At 40.4% G+C, this 14,410-nt stretch carries 12 protein-coding genes; 4 read left to right on the top strand and 8 right to left on the bottom strand.

Annotated features, from left to right (window positions below):
• Window positions 1-14: 14 nt before the first annotated feature.
• The 5 genes from KO530_RS16195 to KO530_RS16175 form a co-directional block, all read right to left on the bottom strand.
• Window positions 15-1,766 carry a DUF885 domain-containing protein gene (locus KO530_RS16195; RefSeq protein WP_216049501.1) on the bottom strand — a complete coding sequence of 584 codons (1,752 nt, stop codon included), beginning with the start codon at window positions 1,764-1,766 and terminating at the stop codon, window positions 15-17.
• Between the two features lie 80 nt (window positions 1,767-1,846).
• A complete protein-coding gene (gene moeB, locus KO530_RS16190; protein ID WP_216049500.1) occupies window positions 1,847-2,626 on the bottom strand; it encodes a molybdopterin-synthase adenylyltransferase MoeB in 780 nt (259 codons plus the stop codon).
• Window positions 2,623-3,867 carry an ABC transporter permease gene (locus KO530_RS16185; protein WP_216049499.1) on the bottom strand — a complete coding sequence of 415 codons (1,245 nt, stop codon included), beginning with the start codon at window positions 3,865-3,867 and terminating at the stop codon, window positions 2,623-2,625. Before KO530_RS16185 ends, moeB begins: the two co-directional genes overlap by 4 nt.
• Entirely contained in the window at window positions 3,864-4,580 is a 717-nt protein-coding gene (locus tag KO530_RS16180) for an ABC transporter ATP-binding protein (RefSeq protein WP_216049498.1), read from the bottom strand. The genes KO530_RS16185 and KO530_RS16180 overlap by 4 nt, the downstream gene beginning before the upstream one ends.
• A 115-nt stretch (window positions 4,581-4,695) precedes the next feature.
• Window positions 4,696-5,577, bottom strand: coding sequence for an ROK family protein (locus tag KO530_RS16175; protein ID WP_216049497.1), 882 nt, complete (start codon window positions 5,575-5,577; stop codon window positions 4,696-4,698).
• A 351-nt stretch (window positions 5,578-5,928) separates the two neighbouring features.
• On the opposite strand from KO530_RS16175, the gene KO530_RS16170 reads away from it, so the two are divergent.
• Complete coding sequence (locus KO530_RS16170; RefSeq protein WP_216049496.1) at window positions 5,929-7,857, top strand: amylosucrase; 1,929 nt, start codon at window positions 5,929-5,931, stop codon at window positions 7,855-7,857.
• A gap of 89 nt (window positions 7,858-7,946) precedes the next feature.
• On the opposite strand, the gene KO530_RS16165 is transcribed toward KO530_RS16170, so the two are convergent.
• The gene (locus KO530_RS16165) at window positions 7,947-8,993 is read right to left on the bottom strand and encodes a LacI family DNA-binding transcriptional regulator (RefSeq protein ID WP_216049495.1); all 1,047 of its coding nucleotides are present in this window, start codon (window positions 8,991-8,993) and stop codon (window positions 7,947-7,949) included.
• Window positions 8,994-9,489: 496 nt separating this feature from the next.
• On the opposite strand from KO530_RS16165, the gene KO530_RS16160 reads away from it, so the two are divergent.
• On the top strand, window positions 9,490-10,872 hold the full coding sequence (locus tag KO530_RS16160) for an MFS transporter (RefSeq protein WP_216049494.1): 1,383 nt from the start codon (window positions 9,490-9,492) through the stop codon (window positions 10,870-10,872).
• A 164-nt stretch (window positions 10,873-11,036) separates the two neighbouring features.
• On the opposite strand, the gene KO530_RS16155 is transcribed toward KO530_RS16160, so the two are convergent.
• A complete protein-coding gene (locus KO530_RS16155) occupies window positions 11,037-11,384 on the bottom strand; it encodes a rhodanese-like domain-containing protein (protein ID WP_216049493.1) in 348 nt (115 codons plus the stop codon).
• Between the two features lie 66 nt (window positions 11,385-11,450).
• On the bottom strand, window positions 11,451-12,830 hold the full coding sequence (gene glgC, locus KO530_RS16150; protein ID WP_252729329.1) for a glucose-1-phosphate adenylyltransferase: 1,380 nt from the start codon (window positions 12,828-12,830) through the stop codon (window positions 11,451-11,453).
• 368 nt (window positions 12,831-13,198) lie between these two features.
• Here glgC and KO530_RS16145 point away from each other — a divergent pair, with 368 nt between their 5' ends.
• Window positions 13,199-14,083, top strand: coding sequence for an IS982 family transposase (locus KO530_RS16145; protein WP_216049491.1), 885 nt, complete (start codon window positions 13,199-13,201; stop codon window positions 14,081-14,083).
• A 106-nt stretch (window positions 14,084-14,189) separates the two neighbouring features.
• On the top strand, window positions 14,190-14,315 hold the full coding sequence (locus tag KO530_RS22155) for a hypothetical protein (protein ID WP_289847924.1): 126 nt from the start codon (window positions 14,190-14,192) through the stop codon (window positions 14,313-14,315).
• Window positions 14,316-14,410 lie beyond the last annotated feature (95 nt).

Here is a 14,410-nt window from a genome sequence, read left to right as displayed (position 1 = left end):
CCTAATTTAAACCATTAAATTTTCTGTTGGGCAACCCAGTCTTTCGTCAACTCTTCTAGCAAATCGAGGGGTAAACTGCCGTTTTTAAGAATTTGATCATGAAATTTACGCACATCGAATTGTTCGCCCAATTCGGTCTGAGCATATTGCCGTAACTGCATAATTTTTAGCTCACCAATTTTGTAAGATAACGCCTGTCCTGGCCAACTAATATAGCGGTCAATTTGGCCAATCACTTCGTTCATACTCAGCGCTGTATTTTTTGCCAAATAATCGATAGCTTGCTGGCGAGTCCAGCCTTTGGCATGGATACCGGTATCGACCACTAAGCGACATGCGCGCCACGCTTCGAAGGTTAGTCGACCAAAGTCACTAATTGGATCCTGATAGAACCCCATCTCCTTGCCTAAACGTTCTGAGTACAAGCCCCAACCTTCACCATATGCGGAGTGATAAAGTTTTTTTCTAAAATTGGCCATATCAATTTCTTGTGCAATGGAGCTTTGGAAATGATGACCGGGTTCTGCTTCGTGGAATGTCAGCGCCTCTAAAGTGTAAAGAGGTTGGCTTTTTAAATCTTTGGTATCTAAAAAGTATGTACCAGATGTAGTGCCACTGCCATCAGAGGAAACATAATAGGCCCCGCCGTTGGGACTGGATTTAATGTCGAATGTAGTGCGCGGTAACACACTAAACCACTTCGGTAATTGGCCCGCCATCTTACGTGTGATGTAGCTGGCTTTTTCTACCATGTCCAGTGCTGTATCAGTGTAGAATTTCTCGTCTGTTCGCAAGTAATGTATAAATTCACTGAAATTGCCTTCAAAGCCTACTTTTGCAATGATGCTTTGCATTTCAGATCTGATCCGGGCCACTTCTTCTAAGCCAATTTGATGGATTTCTTCAGCGCTTAAATCTGTTGTGGTGTAGTACTCGATTAGATATTTATAGTATTGAGCACCGTTATCAACGCTGCTAATACCCGCAGTTTTGCGACAATTAGGCATGTATTGTTGAGTGAAAAAATCATAGAACTTTTGGTACTCGGGGATGACAGTTTGCATGATCAGGCGTTTAGCTTGTTGCTGGTATTTGTGTTTTTCTTGAGCAGAAATACGCGCAGGAAGAGTCGCAAATGGAGCCCAAAAAACACTGTCTTCAACATTGTTTACAATATGTTTGCTGATAGATTTATCATAGTTTTTAAAGGTTTCGCAGTAATGCACATAACCTTTGTTGACGGCCTCAGACAAATCACTTAAAAACGTTTGATTATAACGAGGAAAGTCGGCCAAACTAAGCAAATAATTATCATAGTCTTCAGCGCTTAAAAATGACATATTTGCTGGTGCGCCAGCGAAATAGCTGTGATACCCAGCATAATAATTTAATGGAAAATAGCGATCTAGTTGCTGATAGGTTTTGGCTTCGGCTTGTCTTTCATAAGAAAATAACTTGTAAGTTACCTGATTATTTTCTGACAATTGCGATACATCAATTCTGGCTAAACGTTGAATCAAGGTTTGATTAAACTTTTCTCTTCTTTGCCGTCCTTTTTCAGACATATCGGGTAATTTGCCATTCGTTCTAAACGCATCAGGATCGTTTCTAAAAAACACTTTTTCCTGATTTTCATGTTGCCAATGATCATCCAGTAATTGTTGAAAAAGCTCGGTGTTATCTGTTTTGGCTGCGTGAGCGAACACAGAGACACAAGTCATTGTGATTAAGAAAAAAATGCCTTGATAAGAAATTGGTACTGACATGCTAACTCCTATTATTCAGCAAACAGTGAAAAGGTCTTTTAAAACGCTAACGGTAGCATTCAGTTTGTTCACGATTTTAATTATTTTAAATCAAATACAGAGCAAGTCTGGCACTTAGCACTTCTATTTAGATTAAGTGTTTGCCATTGCATAGACATAGCGTCAAATAACATCAGTTTATTGCTTAATGTTTGTCCGAAATCGACTAATATCTTGAGTGTTTCTAATGCCTGCATGGCACCAATAACGCCCACCAGAGGAGACAATACCCCTGCCTCGCTGCAACTTAATTGCTGCTCTCCAAAATGTCTGCTCAAACATCCGTAACAGGCACTTTGTTTGGCCGGTTGCATACTAAATATTTGCCCTTCCATGCGAATAGCCGCACCTGAAACTAGCGGTTTATTTGCTTTTAAACAGGCCAAATTCAATTGATTTCGAGTCGCTAAATTATCACAGCAATCCACTACAATATGATGATTTTTTATTATCTTATCTAATGCTGAAGTATCTAAACGGCGTTCAATTACAGTAATATTTGTACTGCTATTTAACATCGCTAATTTGCGTTTTGCAGATGTGCACTTGTTCTCGCCAATATTGGATTCATTATGCAGTATCTGTCTTTGCAAATTAGATTCATCGACAATGTCATCATCAACTAAGGTAATCCCTGCCACACCACTTGCCACTATATATTGAGCTGCGGCACAACCTAAACCTCCCACTCCTATTAACAGCACTTTTTTGGATAATAGTAACTCTTGTTTTTCCAAGTCAAATCCGGACAACATGATATGCCGGCTATAGCGCATTGCTTGTGAGTGAGTTAATTGAGCGGGTTCTTTTGTATCACTCATTTCCCTTGAATTCCCTGTTGAATCGACTGACGATAAGCGCTCAAAGCGGGAATACTTGCAATCACAAAGGTAGCCGCACAGACAATCCCAATAATGACTAGAGAACGGGTGCCTAAAATAGTATTTTCAATAAATAGACCGTACTCGGCGCTTAGCCAGGACGCGCCATATTGAAAACCACCCCAAACAACCACTAATGCAATCAAACTTGCACATAAACTCAGTAATAATGCTTCAATTTGGATCAGCAAAAACACCACCCACGAATGGGCACCTATCGCCCGCAACACAGCCATTTCTTGACGTCGTTCGCGCACAGTGGTGAGCAACATAGTGGCAAGTCCAAGTAACGATGAAAACAAAATAAGCACCGAAATAAACAACAAGAGACTTTCGACACTACCGACTAATTGCCATAACTCAGCAAAGGCCACGCCGGGAATGATCGCTAACATAGGTTCTTGTTTATAGGTATTGATTGAACGTTGCAATTGAAAAATTTGCATCTTCGAATTGAGGCCAATGAACATTGCTGTCACGCTATCTACAGCTATATTAACTGGTTGTCCTGATTCGATATTATGCTGTATTTCATCTATTTTTGCTTCACTCATATGCGCAACTTCCAGGCCACTCATGCTGACGTGGATAGTTCTATCAACCGGCGTACCTGTTGGTGCGAGTATACCCGTGATAGTAAATGGCGAGTGTACATGCTTGCTGAAACTCACGTCAGCTAAGCCATGGGACATCGCGATTTCATCGCCTAATTTATAATTGAGTTTACGAGCAACTTCTGAACCAATGACAGCATCAAATGTTGACTCAAATGATGTTCCGCTATTGATGACTAAAGGCTGTTTATTGCCGTACTGAAAATGCTTAAAATATTGATTATTAGTGCCCAACACCCTATACCCTCGATGGGAGTCACCTAAAGCCACTGGAATAATCCACTTCACACTAGGTAGTTTCGATAAAGATTGATAACTATCCCAGGAAACACTATTGGTTGGGCTGCCAATACGAAACACCGAATATAACAATAAATTTGACTGTCCCGTTGGTGCACCGACAATTAAATCAACACCAGAGATAGTGCGACCAAAACTGGCTTTCGCCTGCACTCTTAAATGTTCCACGCTGAGCAATAAAGACACGCTAACAATAATCGATAACATAGTCAGTAATACTGCTGGTAAGCGATGTTTTAGGCTGCGTGCAGCAATACTAATTATCATTCAACCACCTCTTGAGCATGGTTAATCTCTGCTAGTTTTAAATGCTGATCGAAGTAGTTTGCTAAACTAAGATCATGGCTTACAAACAGCAAAGTAAACCGATACTGCTTAGCACATGCTAATAGTAATTTGATGAAACCATCTCGCGCTGACGTATCTAGGGCGGAGGTGGGTTCGTCGACAACTAACAGTTCAGGCTGGTTGATCAAAGCTCGAGCAATGGCCACCCGTTGTTGTTGCCCAACACTAAGTTGATTGGCGGGTTTTTGCAGTAATTCACTGGCTAAATTCAACTGACTACAAAGATTTATAATACTTGAAGTTGGAGCAAACTTTCGGCCCTTGCCAAAATAAGCGGCGACCTCAATATTTTGCTTCACCGTTAAATACGGAATGAGGTTAAATTGTTGAAATACCACCCCAATATGCAACGCGCGGAAACGGTCCCGCTTTCTTTCCGATAATTCAGAAAAAGTTTGCCCTAAGATCGATATTTTGCCACTAGTTGGGACCAAGGTGCCACAGATCAGATTCAATAACGTACTCTTCCCCGAGCCGGACTCCCCAGAGATAAACACCGAACGTCCTTGGTCCACATGCCACTTTTTTATATCAATTGCATTCTTTGGCGAGTCGATTTTAAATCTAGTCGTTTGATTGGGATAACCAAAAGAGACGTTTTCGAATTCGATGGCTGTCGGAGTATTTGTCATAACACCTTTTTACAATCGGAAAAATACAGCGTTAACTTTATCTCGACAGCCGGATAGAAACAAATGCTTATTTGTTGAAAGTGTTCACATTTTTCAATTTAATCCAGTTCCGCCACTATCCCTTATCGATCACAAGCGCTAAAGCACCGAATAATCCCGAAAACTCACCTAATCCTGGACGTTGAATAATATGCTGTAAATCGATTTCTTTAGGAAAAACCACATATCCACTTAAAGATTCTTCAGTGTATTTAATCACTCTATCTAATAAACCTGGTTTGGCCATTACGCCACCACCAAAAATAATTCGTTCTGGACTGTAACTAATCGTAAGGTTGTGGGCTAACTTTGCCAACACTTGCCCTTGCACGTCCCAGGCTCGGTGATCATCAGCCAAAGTTTCCGCAGGCGTGCCCCAAATATCACTCATCGCCTTGCCTGAAGCCAGCCCTTCAACACAATTCCCATGAAAAGGACAGACACCTTTAATTCCCTCTGGCGCAGGAATTAGCATATGGCCCAACTCAGGATGCACCAAACCTTTTAAGGTTTCTCCGTTGATAACAATACCGACACCAACACCAGTGCCAACGGTCACGTAGACAGAAACAGATGTATGTTTGGCCGCACCCCATTTACATTCAGCAAGCGCCGCGGCATTCACATCAGTGTCAATAACCACGTTACAGTTTAAAGCGCTTTGCAGTTGCCCGACTATTGGCGTGTTCGACCATGACGGTTTTGGGGTTTTAGTAATATATCCATAAGTCTTCGATTGAGGTTGAAGATCTATCGGACCAAAACTGGCCAAGCCGAGCTGGCTAAAGTGATAACCTGCTTCTTGTTGCTGTTTAAAGAATGTAATCGTTTCGCCAATAGTGTATTCCGGAGTGCGAGTATCGATGCGTCTACTGGCCAAAACTTTCCGTTCTTTATCGATAATTGCACAGTTGAATTTAGTACCGCCACCTTCTATCGCTGCAAAATATGTATTCATTTTCTAAATCTCAATTTTATTAACTCATGTTGTTAAAACCTAGCTAAACCAGTAAATGTTAACGTCTGACTTACGACCTAATCCCGCTACAGCGCCACTTAAATTATGACTCTATGATTAAGCTATCGGGTTAATTTAAGCCCTAGCTTGATTTTCGTATCAGACCTTTGCAAATAACTGTTTAGTTAGTTCACAAACGCAATTTAAGCAACCTTACTATAACGTTTAAGTTAAATCCATTAAATTCTTAACAAATGTTATTTATTTGTTATTGATAATGCTTTTATCACGCTGTATCATCAATAAAATAAATCTTAATCGAATTAGAAAGATATCTTATCAGGGTAATTTATGAACCTAGAAATTGAGAGTAAACGCTCGTTAAAACGAATCTTAGACAGTATTGATCTGACTTCGATGAGCAAAGCTGACCAACAATTATTTGAGCAACGATTGCACAATCACTTTCCCAAATTATTTACGCTTTTTCTAGAAATTTACGGCCATCGTTATGATGTTTTCTATTATCTTCAAGAGCTTATAGTTTGCCTTGCGAAAGGCTTTGGCGAACGCTCTAGGGCGTTAAAACAAAAAGACAAACAACGTCTTGCAGATCCATTGTGGTATAAAAATGAAAATATGCTTGGCATGGCGTGCTACGTAGACTTATTTGCTCAAGACCTTCAAGATTTACAAGCAAAAATACCCTATCTAAAATCATTAGGGATAACCTACCTTCACTTGATGCCGCTATATGATTCTCCAAAAGGCGATAGTGATGGTGGCTACGCTGTATCCGATTATCGCAAAGTTAATCAGAAGTTAGGCACCACTAAAGATTTAATCGCACTGGCAAAAGCCTTGAATAAAGAAGGTATAAGCTTAGTATTGGATTTTGTGTTTAACCATACGTCAGATGAACACAAATGGGCGTTGGCGGCGAAACAAGGTGATCCTGAATTCCAAGATTTTTATTATATGTTCGATGACCGCACAATTCCCGACCAGTACGAACATAATTTACGAGAGATCTTTCCTCAGGTTCGACGCGGTAACTACACCTGGAATGAAGATGCGCAGAAATGGGTATGGACTACTTTCAATAATTTCCAATGGGATTTAAATTACTCCAATCCTGCGGTTTTTAATGGGATAACCTCAGAAATGTTATTTCTTGCCAACTTAGGTTGCGAAGCATTGCGTTTAGATGCCCTCGCCTTCATTTGGAAAGAAATGGGCACAACCTGTGAAAATCAAGATAAAGCACACAAATTAATTCAAGCTTTCAATAGCTGTTTGCAAATATCAGCGCCAGCGGTGGTGTTTAAATCTGAAGCAATTGTGCACCCAGACGAAGTGCTCAAGTACATTGATCCTGAAGAATGTCAGTTGTCTTATAATCCTTTGTTAATGGCGTTATTGTGGAATAGCCTTGCCACGCGCAAGACCAATTTACTGACCCAGTCAATGCAAAAGAGTTTCAGTATTTCACCCAAATGTAGTTGGGTAAATTATGTGCGCTGTCATGATGATATTGGTTGGACTTTTGATGACAAAGTGGCTGAACATTTAGGAATTGATGGTCACAATCATAGACAATTTTTAAACCAATTTTACACCGGACGATTCGACGGTAGTTTCGCCAAAGGAGTCGCATTTGGCGAGAACCCAAGCACCGGAGACTGCAGAGTCTGTGGTTCAATGGCATCATTGGCAGGTTTAGAGCAAGGTATCGAACTCAACGATCAGGAACTGATTCAAAATGCGCTTGCCCGAATTCAATTAATCAATGCAGTTATCTTGTCAATTGGTGGTATTCCATTGCTTTACTCAGGGGATGAAATTGGCTTATTAAATGATTACAGTTATCGCCTTGATGAGAGTAAATTGCATGATGCACGATGGGTCAACCGTATTACACTTACTGAGCAGGCAATAAACGACGCGCAAAATCCTAAGTCAACGTCTTATACAGTATCCAAAGAACTGCAAAATTTAATTGCATTACGCAAAAACTTACCGGTATTAGGGGATGCAAATACTCAAATATTAGACAATCAAAACCCACATGTGTTTGCTTACACACGATACTCTGATGAAGGCGAGGTTTTGCTAGCTATTAACAATTTCAGTGAGCATCCGCAGCTAATCGACTCAGAAATTTTACAGCAGCTTGACGGCAGTAAATATCAAGATCATATTTCTAAAAACACCTTAAGCCATGCTCAAAATGGCATTCAACTCGCAGGCTATCAAGTGATGTGGTTGACCGCCAAATAGCAGTCTTTTTGTTGCACTAGGAATTGTCACTAGTAAATAATTAACAGTTGCTCGGCAAACTACCTTGCCGAGCCAATTTATATGCTAAGTTAGCTCGGTTTGCAGCTGTCTCTGACCACCAATTTGGTTTCTAACACCACATTTTCATTGGTTTTGCCATCCAATAGCAAAGTAGCCGCCACTCGGCCTTTTTCGATACTCTGTTGACACACTGTGGTTAATGCAGGTTCTGATCTAGCAGACTCAGGGATATCATCAAACCCCGTGATACTGAGCTCGTCTGGCACCTTAATATTCAATTCCCTAGCAACACGAATTGCAGCCAAAGCGATAATATCACTCATACACAACAATACCGTCGGACGTGGGTTCATCGTTAACGCTTCACGGGCAGCAATTTCTGCCAACTCAGCATCATTAATAGGAATATGCCACATTGAAGCCGCTGCAATATGGCAGTTTATTTTCTCTGCTGCTTTTCGGTAACCGGCTAATCTGGCATGGGATACTTCTTGTGAGTCTTCATTTAGATCGGCCTCGGTGAGGCGACATACTCTGTCAGTATCAATTAAACGAAGTCCTAAAATAGCGACTCGCTCGTCTTCATCTCGAATAGCATATTCAGCAATTGTGAATGCGCCATTTTGGTTGTCGATATTAATAGATGCCGTCTCTTTATATTCAGAATCGACAACCACCACAGGTTTACCCGTTTTTAAAATAAACTCAAAAGAACGTGGATCGATAGCACCATACAAAATGAAACCATCAGGTAAAGATTCAGCCCCTCGCTGTTGATCCGCATCAGCATGACTAGATAGCAGCAACATATGTTTATTGCGTTCCACTAAGACTTCCGCAATCCCCTGCAAGAGTTGATTGGCCACGGGATCTGACAGACTGTATTTAAGTGAATCGAGCAGCATTACACCTATCACGTCTGATTCGCCTCGACGCAAAGTACGAGCGGCTAAATTGGGGCCATGGTAGCCCAAATCAGCGGCTTCAAGTAGAATGCGCTCGCGCAATTTTGCTGATAATTGATCTGGTCGGTTAAATGCATTGGAAACAGTCGCGGTTGATACGCCCAACGCCTCAGCAACTTGCTTAAGATTCAACTTTTTTGCTCTTCCCACTTAACTTTCCCCTTGCAAACGACCCACACCAAATTATCGACAACGTTTAATTAGACAGCTTCTTAATCGATATCTTAAATTTAAGAAGTATCTTAATAAATCCTTAACAATCTTAAAGGTTATTCAGATTAAAGCTACTTTAATCCATTTTTTCAATTGTTTTTATTCAAAAGAAAAACAATTAAATCTCTAAATTGAGCGCAATCATCTCTTTACCTATGTTCAATATACAATTAGTTTCACTAACTTAACCATTAAGTTAGTGAAAAATCGACCGCTAAATCTAACCAAAGAAGAACGGTTTGCTCGATAACAGCCGCTAAATCGTCGGAATTAGATTAGAAAGTGCCGGGTTTAACCCTATTCACTTGTAAATTTCCAGTTAATAAATGCTGGAATTCAAACTCTTAAACCATTAAGATTAAACTAACAAAACATTAACAAGCATCAATCAACCGCTAATTTGCGGTTGTTTTTAGAATCGAAAGAGAACCTTATGTCGCAATACAGTAAACAAAAACCAACCTTGTCCTTTTGGCAAATATGGAACATGAGCTTCGGGTTCTTAGGCATTCAATATGGTTTTGGTTTACAGCAGGCCAATTTAAGCCCTATTTTTCGATATCACGGCGCTGTGGAATCGGAATTACCTATATTATGGTTAGCAGGGCCAATTACCGGATTGCTAATTCAACCGTTAATCGGCGCGCTAAGTGATGGTACTTGGACACGTTTTGGTAGACGTAAACCGTTCTTTTTAATCGGCGCATTGGTAGGCAGTATTGCGGTTATGTTCATGCCTTACGTGCCCTATCTCTGGATGGCGGTTGGCTTGTTTTGGATTTTAGATGCAGGTATGAATACAGCTATGGAGCCCTATCGTGCCCTGGTGGGAGATAAACTCAACACTCCCCAGCGTACTGTAGGTTATGCGGTTCAGACATTTATGGTGGCGGCCGGTCAAATACTTGCCGGATTAATGCCATTGATAATGCTGGCGGTTGGGGTTTCAGGTATCTCTGAAGAAGGCGCAGTCAATTCAATTCCTGATGTGGTGAAATATTCTTTTGTAATTGGTGTAATTGCCATGCTTACCACTATGACCTGGACAGCCATCACCACTAAAGAAGATCCTCCTGAAAATCTACAGCAAATTTTAGCCGAACGTAAAAATAAGAATGTCATGCTCAGCGCTGTTAAGGATATTGTCAGCGCAGTCAAAACAATGCCTAAAGAAGTTAAAAATCTATGGTGGGTTAAATTCTTTTCTTGGTATGGCTTACCCTTAATGTGGCAATATCTTGGATTGTCTATTGCACGCCATAGCTTCAATGCGCCAGGCCCTGAATCTGAACTTTTTGCAGAAGGTGTCGCCAGAGGCGGTGTTGCATTAACCGTAATGAACATTACCACTTTGTGTATGTCATTCTTAGTCCCATCCATTGTGCACAAGTTAGGTAAGAAAAATACTTATGCGTTGTTGTTAGGATTGGCAGGAATCGGTTTTGTCTCAATGCTTTTTACCACCAACTTATATTTAATTTATGCAGCAATGGTATTGGTAGGGATGGGATGGGCAGGCATCATGACCATGCCTTTCATTATTGTCACAGATTCTGTTCCAGCTAAACAAATCGGTGTTTACATGGGACTAGTTAATGCCTTTATCTGTTTACCGCAAATATTCAGCATGTTCACTGTGGGCCTTTTTTATGACTCATTGTTACAAAGTGATCCGCGCAATGCGCTGGTATTGTGTGGTATTTGTATGTTGATTGCAGCTTATTTTGCAACGCGCTTGAAAGATCAATCAATGGACATGGGGACTGATGAAGTATTCGAATCTGAAGCTACAGCCAGAACAATGACCGAGCGATAGCAAACCTATAAGCTACAGATAAGTACGATTCACAATTGCATAATTTGCGATAGAATTTAAATGATTTGCTTACGAATGTGAGGGATAAACATTAACTTACCCTCACACACACTCTCATTTTTATAACCTTTGAAAATGTGTGCTGAGGTAGATAAAAAACCTAGTTAGCAACAAACTTTTTTAATTTCATCCAATGAACACGTAATGACACTGACATTTTCATAACCGACTCTTGCCAACTGCTCAGCTCCAAGCGCAGCCCGTAGCGAAGACGCACAATGCAAATAAATAGGACGTTTGGGGTCTTTCTCAAGCTCTAACATTTTTACTTCTAGCAGTCCTCTAGGAACATTAATGGCCCCACTGGCTGATCCAGCTTCGAATTCAGCGGGTTCACGCACATCGATAATGATTCCATTATTTTGCTTTTTTTCCGCATTCGCTTCTTCAGCGGTTAACATGCGCACATTCTGTCGCGCTTCCTGCAATAAAGTAGGGATAGTTTTGAGCATGGCTCCTCCTATTAAAATCTCCATTCAATGGTCCCAAATGACCATCGAAAAGTCTCACAATTTTATTCAAAATGTTGAGATGTGAGTATTTTCTTTTTCTCGTTCAACTAAAAGCGGCAACATATTAGCCGCTCTATCAGTTTCGGCTGCACTTTTTTCACTAGATTGATAAAGATTAGGCTGCGGTTGCACATAGGCTAATTTATCAATCATACTCTGATTTACTAGCCTAATACCTTTTGCACTTATACGAAAGCCACGTTTTCTATCCTCTTGCATATTTAGACCTATTTTCAGACCCGCAGGAATATGGCAATCATTATCAATTATGCAACGAGTTAACACCGCGTTTTTGCCTATTTTAACATTTGGTAAAATAACCGCATCGATCACATTCGCACCTTCATCAACAGTTACATTACTGCACAACAAAGAGCCACTTATGCTACAAACTTGAAGCGTTGTGCCATTTGCCAATAGTGAATTTTTTATTCTAGCTGAACGTCCAAGTTCATCACTGATTATCTGCGTAGGCGCATTACAACTAGGGTTACTCCAAATAGGCCAGTTAACATCATTCACTTTTGCCGCAGGATTAGCCGCCAATAACGCCATATTAGCTTGCCAATAAGCGTCAATCGTTCCAACATCCTTCCAATAGGCGGTTGTGTCACCGTCGTTTGCATGAAAGCGAGATGCTTGTATATGAAATTGTTGAATAATATTGGGAATAATATCCTTACCAAAATCGTGATTTGACGCAAGGTCCTTAGCATCTTTTTCCAACTGTTGAACAAGAAAATCAGTATTAAATACATAGTTGCCCATGGAGGCTAGCACCTTACCAGGGGAGTCTTGTAAACTTGGTGGATTACTAGGTTTTTCTTCGAATGAGGTTACTCTATCTTTGCTGTCGACGTTCATCACCCCAAATTGACCTGCAGCTTCATTTTTTGACACTTCAATACATGACACTGTCATATCTGCCTTTGAACGGACATGCTCGGTCAGTAATGTACGATAATCCATTTTATAGATATGATCGCCAGATAACACCAAGATGAATTTTGCTTTGGTAGACTTCAAAAATTCTAAGTTTTGATAAAGTGCGTTAGCAGTACCAGTATACCAGTCGGCATTAATTTGCTGTGACGCGGGCATAATCTCTAAGAAAGTGTTAAAACCCCGTTGATAGTTAGCCCAACCATTCACCAAATGACGTATCAGACTTTGTGCTTTATATTGAGTCACTACCCCAATTTTTTTCAGTCCCGAATTGGCACAGTTGGAAAGGGGAAAATCAATAATTCGATGGTTACAACCGAATTCCAACGCAGGTTTGGCTCTTGATTGCGTCAACTCGTGTAATCGACTGCCTTGGCCGCCCGCTAAGAGGACAACATAGGTGTCATCGAGCACTTGATTTATATTTACTTGCTGCGTCATCGACATGGTTTACCTCACATTTAAATGTAATAGGACGAAACCCTGTCCTAGTTATAATTAAAGCAGTTTTTTATCAAATTAGTATTGATCCTAGTCAATATGAGAACAAAAAATGTGAAATTTTTTATACAATTTAAATTCCCTATAAACCACGGCCATTTACTATTTAACAGGCGTAAAAAACACTTAACTTCGTGAGGCTTAATTAAGTGATTTTTCAATTTGTGTTTTAATCATGTCAAACCTGGCAGGCATATCACGGTTGTGTTTTTTAACTAACCCCAACTCGGTTTAAGAAATTGAACTAAATGCCTGTTCCCTGATCGGATCTTTCGACCAAGAGAGACCAATCAACACAAGGAACAGGCATGAAGAATTTAGTAGAGTTGTACTGTGATGTCGATGATTTTTGCAAAGTATTCATTCCGCAATGGCAAAAGCAGTTATTAGAAGATGGTGGTCGCCAAAGGCGCAGAGATAGCCGTATGTCTATAAGCGAAATGATGACAGTCGTCATTGGTTTCCATATGAGTCATCACCGTGATTTCAAGAATTATTACCTAGGCTATATCTCGTGTTTTTATAAAAATGACTTCCCTAAATTATTGAGCTACACACGATTTTTGGAAGTGATGCCTAGCCTCATTGTGCCCATGGGCGCTTATTTCACTTCACTCAAAGGCAAACCCACAGGCATTGAATTCATTGACTCTACAACGTTAAAGGTGTGCCATAACATTCGTATACCAAGGCATAAAACCTTTGATGGTGTTGCACAAAGAGGTAAAGGTACGATGGGCTGGTTTTATGGGTTCAAGTTGCATTTAATTGTTAACTATAAGGGTGAAATTGTTGCTGCTAAAGTCACCACTGGTAACGTGCATGATACCAAGCCAGTCGAAGAACTAGCGAAAGGTTTAACAGATAAACTTTACGGCGACAAAGGCTACTTAAGCAATGCTCTGAGAGACAATTTATTTGATAAAGGCGTCACGCTTATCACAACGGTTCGCAAGAACATGAAAGCAAAAGCGATGTCATTATGGGATCGGGCAATGCTGTCAAAGCGATTCATTATCGAGACGATTAACGACCAATTAAAGAATATATCTTTCATTGAACACTCCCGTCATCGCAGTATCAATGGTTTTACGCTCAACTTGATGGGTGGACTGGTGGCTTATTGCCTCAAAGAAAATAAGCCATCCCTTAATTTAACTGACGTTGAAAGGAATGCGATGGTCATCGCTTAAACCGTTCTGGGGTTACCTAGAACGTTTACATGCACCATTCTACTTAATCAAAAGCTATTCATTCGGTGCTTTAATAGTGAGACTATTATTATTGTGAGAGAAAACCATGAAAGAATTAGGCCCAAGTAAAGAGCGCGTGATAAATGCGATAAAAGAAGGTTATGTGTTGTTGGTGTTAGATAAAGATGGAGATGAGGACTTAAAAACATCGGCGGTTGCTGCTATGGTGTAATGGTCAACTCTTCTTGGACACTTTATTAGGCACTTTTCATTAATTTCATCTCATATTCAACTGGTGAGATGTTTTCCAGTTTATGGTGTCGTCGT

Source organism: Aliiglaciecola lipolytica (assembly GCF_018860635.1).
Taxonomy (GTDB): Bacteria; Pseudomonadota; Gammaproteobacteria; order Enterobacterales; family Alteromonadaceae; genus Aliiglaciecola; species Aliiglaciecola lipolytica_A.
The sequence above is the reverse complement of the archived record's forward strand: the minus strand, read 5'-3'. Positions and strand labels throughout refer to the sequence as shown.

Coding starts and splice junctions, on each gene's coding strand:
- KO530_RS16195 (WP_216049501.1), bottom strand. CDS start 1,766: ATGTCAGTACCAATTTCTTATCAAGGCATTTTTTTCTTAATCACAATG.
- moeB (WP_216049500.1), bottom strand. CDS start 2,626: ATGAGTGATACAAAAGAACCCGCTCAATTAACTCACTCACAAGCAATG.
- KO530_RS16185 (WP_216049499.1), bottom strand. CDS start 3,867: ATGATAATTAGTATTGCTGCACGCAGCCTAAAACATCGCTTACCAGCA.
- KO530_RS16180 (WP_216049498.1), bottom strand. CDS start 4,580: ATGACAAATACTCCGACAGCCATCGAATTCGAAAACGTCTCTTTTGGT.
- KO530_RS16175 (WP_216049497.1), bottom strand. CDS start 5,577: ATGAATACATATTTTGCAGCGATAGAAGGTGGCGGTACTAAATTCAAC.
- KO530_RS16170 (WP_216049496.1), top strand. CDS start 5,929: ATGAACCTAGAAATTGAGAGTAAACGCTCGTTAAAACGAATCTTAGAC.
- KO530_RS16160 (WP_216049494.1), top strand. CDS start 9,490: ATGTCGCAATACAGTAAACAAAAACCAACCTTGTCCTTTTGGCAAATA.
- KO530_RS16155 (WP_216049493.1), bottom strand. CDS start 11,384: ATGCTCAAAACTATCCCTACTTTATTGCAGGAAGCGCGACAGAATGTG.
- glgC (WP_252729329.1), bottom strand. CDS start 12,830: ATGACGCAGCAAGTAAATATAAATCAAGTGCTCGATGACACCTATGTT.
- KO530_RS16145 (WP_216049491.1), top strand. CDS start 13,199: ATGAAGAATTTAGTAGAGTTGTACTGTGATGTCGATGATTTTTGCAAA.
- KO530_RS22155 (WP_289847924.1), top strand. CDS start 14,190: ATGAAAGAATTAGGCCCAAGTAAAGAGCGCGTGATAAATGCGATAAAA.